The organism is Caballeronia glathei (genome assembly GCF_000698595.1).
In the GTDB taxonomy this organism is placed as follows: Bacteria; Pseudomonadota; Gammaproteobacteria; order Burkholderiales; family Burkholderiaceae; genus Caballeronia; species Caballeronia glathei.
The window spans coordinates 1-2,625 of the sequence record NZ_JFHC01000190.1; the positions used below are offsets into that span (position 1 = coordinate 1).

Consider the following 2,625-nt stretch of genomic DNA (forward strand, 5'->3'; position numbering starts at 1 on the left):
ATCCGAACATGTGAGCGGAAGAACGCCTGCACGCAAGCCATGCGGGTCGGCCCGCTTCCGGGTTACGATGACGCATGCGCTGCGCGCAGCCAGCACATCGCAAGCGCTCCATAAGGTCAGGCACACAGTCACGCGGGCAGCACGCGCTTCGACGTCCAGGCCACGTTCCTCCCGTTCCGAATCCCGACCACTACGCCATGGACGTTCGACAGCTCAGATACTTTGTCAGCATCGTCGACTACGGCAGCCTGGGCAAGGCAGCCGAAAAGCTCTTCGTCGCCCAGCCTTCGCTCAGCCAGCAGATGGCCCGTCTCGAGGAAGATCTCGGCGTGCCGCTGCTGCTGCGCAGCAACCACGGCGTCACGCCGACTCCGGCGGGCGAGGCGCTTTATCGCCACGCGCGTCTCGTCCTGCGGCAAATGGAGCAGTTGAAGCAGGAGGTCGTCAAGGGAGGCGGTGCCGAGTCGGGCACGGTGGCCGTGGGCCTGCCGACGACCATGGCATCGGTGCTTGCCGTCCCGCTCTTCGAACGCGTACAGGACAAGTACCCGGGCATCCGCCTGCAACTCTTCGAAAGCATGAGCGGTTACCTCAACGAGCTGCTCGCGAACGGCCGCCTCGATCTCGCGATGCTGTTTCGCGGTTCGGATACGCCGGGCATCACCGCATTGCCGCTCTTCGACGAAGCCCTGTACGTGCTCGGCGAGCTGGGCGCGGAAGTGCCGCCTCGTGCAACGACGTGTGCGCTCGCGAAGCTCGGCGGCGTCAAGCTCGTCGCGCCGGGCGTGTTGAACGGCCTGCGCCTGCTCCTGGAACGCACGTTCTCCCGGGAGAACGTCGACCTGAACATCATCGCCGACATCGATTCGTTGCCGACCCTGATCTCCATTGCGCATTCCGGGCGGGCCTGCACGATTCTGCCCGGCTCCGCGGTCGCGCAACTCGATGCAGCCCGTCTTCCCAGGATGCGACGCATCGTCGAACCGGCGATCGTTCGGCCCGTGAGCATCTGCTGGCCGAACGGACTGCCCGTCCACGCAGCGACGGTTGCCGTCCGGGAAACGATCGTCGCGCTCATCAAGGAGCAGATCACGAAGGGCGCGTGGAAGGGAGTCACGTTGAGAACCGCTCCCGCCGCGGCCGTAGATGCGTCTTCGGACTGAGGCACGACGGGCGCCCTGGGCTTGCCCGTCAGACTGCGCCGGCCACGCGCATCTCCTCGATCAGCGAGTCGCTCAGGCCGAGCTCGCGCAGGATTGCGTCGGTGTCCTGGCCGAGCGCGGGCACCGGGCCCATGGTCGGCTCGTCGGCAGGCGCCACGCCCGGCGGATACAGCGCCGGAATCTCGCCCGCCGGGGTGCTGACCTTCGTCCATCGCTGCCGCGCAATCAGCTGCTCGTGATTCCAGACGCCCCGCATGTCGTTCATCCGTGCGTTCGCAATGCCCGCGTCATCGAGACGCCCGATCACCTGCGCGGCGCTCAGGCTCGCGAACGCTTCCAGAATGACGCCGGCGAGCGGCTCGCGGTTCGCTACCCGCCGGCTGTTGGACGAGAAGCGGTCGTCCGACGCGAGCTGCGGCTGACCGATCACCGACTCGCAGAACGCCTTCCATTCGCGCTCGTTCTGCAGGCCGAGCATGACCGTCTTTCCGTCGCCGGCCATGAACGGGCCGTAGGGAAATATGGTGGCGTGCGACGCGCCGGTCTGACGAGGCGCCGCCTGCCCGTCGATCGCATAGTAGAGCGGGTAGCTCATCCACTCGACCATGCTCTCCAGCATCGAGACATCGATATGCCTGCCGCGCCCCGTACGCCCGCGCTCGATGAGCGCCGCGAGAATGTTCGTATAGCCGTACATGCCGGCCGCGATGTCCGCGATCGAGCAGCCCGCCTTCGCCGGCTCCCCTTCGGACCCGGTGATGCTGAGGAAGCCCGACTCGCTCTGGATCAGCAGGTCGTACGCCTTCTTGTCGCGCATGGGCCCGTCGAGGCCGTAGCCGGAGATGTCGCAGACGATCAGGCGCGGATACCGCGTGCTCAACGCGCCGTAGTCGAGGCCGAGGCGCTGCGTCGCGCCGGGTGCAAGGTTCTGCACGAACACGTCGGCATCCGCGAGCAGCTTGTGCACGACGTCGACTGCATGAGGCTCCTTGACGTCGAGCGTGAGGCTTTCCTTCGAGCGGTTCGTCCAGACGAAATGCGAGGCGAGACCGCTGACGCGCTCGTCATAGTTGCGGGCAAAGTCGCCTGTGCCGGGCCGTTCGACCTTGATCACGCGAGCGCCGAGATCAGCAAGCTGCCGCGTGCAGAACGGCGCGGCGATGGCGTGTTCGAACGTAACGACCTTGATTCCTTCGAGCGGGCGCATGATGAAGTCTCCAGTCAGAAGGAACGGGGCAAGCCGAGAATGTGCTCGGCCACGTAGGACAGGATCAGGTTCGTCGAGATCGGCGCCACCTGATACAGACGCGTCTCGCGGAACTTGCGCTCGACGTCGTACTCGCACGCGAAGCCGAAGCCGCCGTGAAACTGCAGGCACGCGTTCGCCGCTTCCCACGACGCATCCGCGGCCAGCAGCTTCGCCATGTTGGCCTGCGCGCCGCACGGCTCGTGCGCGTCGAAG

At 66.2% G+C, this 2,625-nt stretch carries 3 protein-coding genes; 1 reads left to right on the forward strand and 2 read right to left on the reverse strand.

Annotated features, from left to right (window positions below; genetic code table 11):
* Window positions 1-197: 197 nt before the first annotated feature.
* Window positions 198-1,163, forward strand: a complete 966-nt coding sequence (locus tag BG61_RS38110) for a LysR substrate-binding domain-containing protein (protein WP_035924344.1) — start codon at window positions 198-200, stop codon at window positions 1,161-1,163.
* 28 nt (window positions 1,164-1,191) lie between these two features.
* Here BG61_RS38110 and BG61_RS38115 read toward each other — a convergent pair whose 3' ends face one another.
* A complete protein-coding gene (locus BG61_RS38115) occupies window positions 1,192-2,370 on the reverse strand; it encodes a CaiB/BaiF CoA transferase family protein (RefSeq protein WP_035924340.1) in 1,179 nt (392 codons plus the stop codon).
* 14 nt (window positions 2,371-2,384) lie between these two features.
* Window positions 2,385-2,625 (reverse strand): acyl-CoA dehydrogenase family protein (locus BG61_RS38120; protein WP_035943465.1); only part of this gene is annotated, 241 nt, incomplete at its 5' end.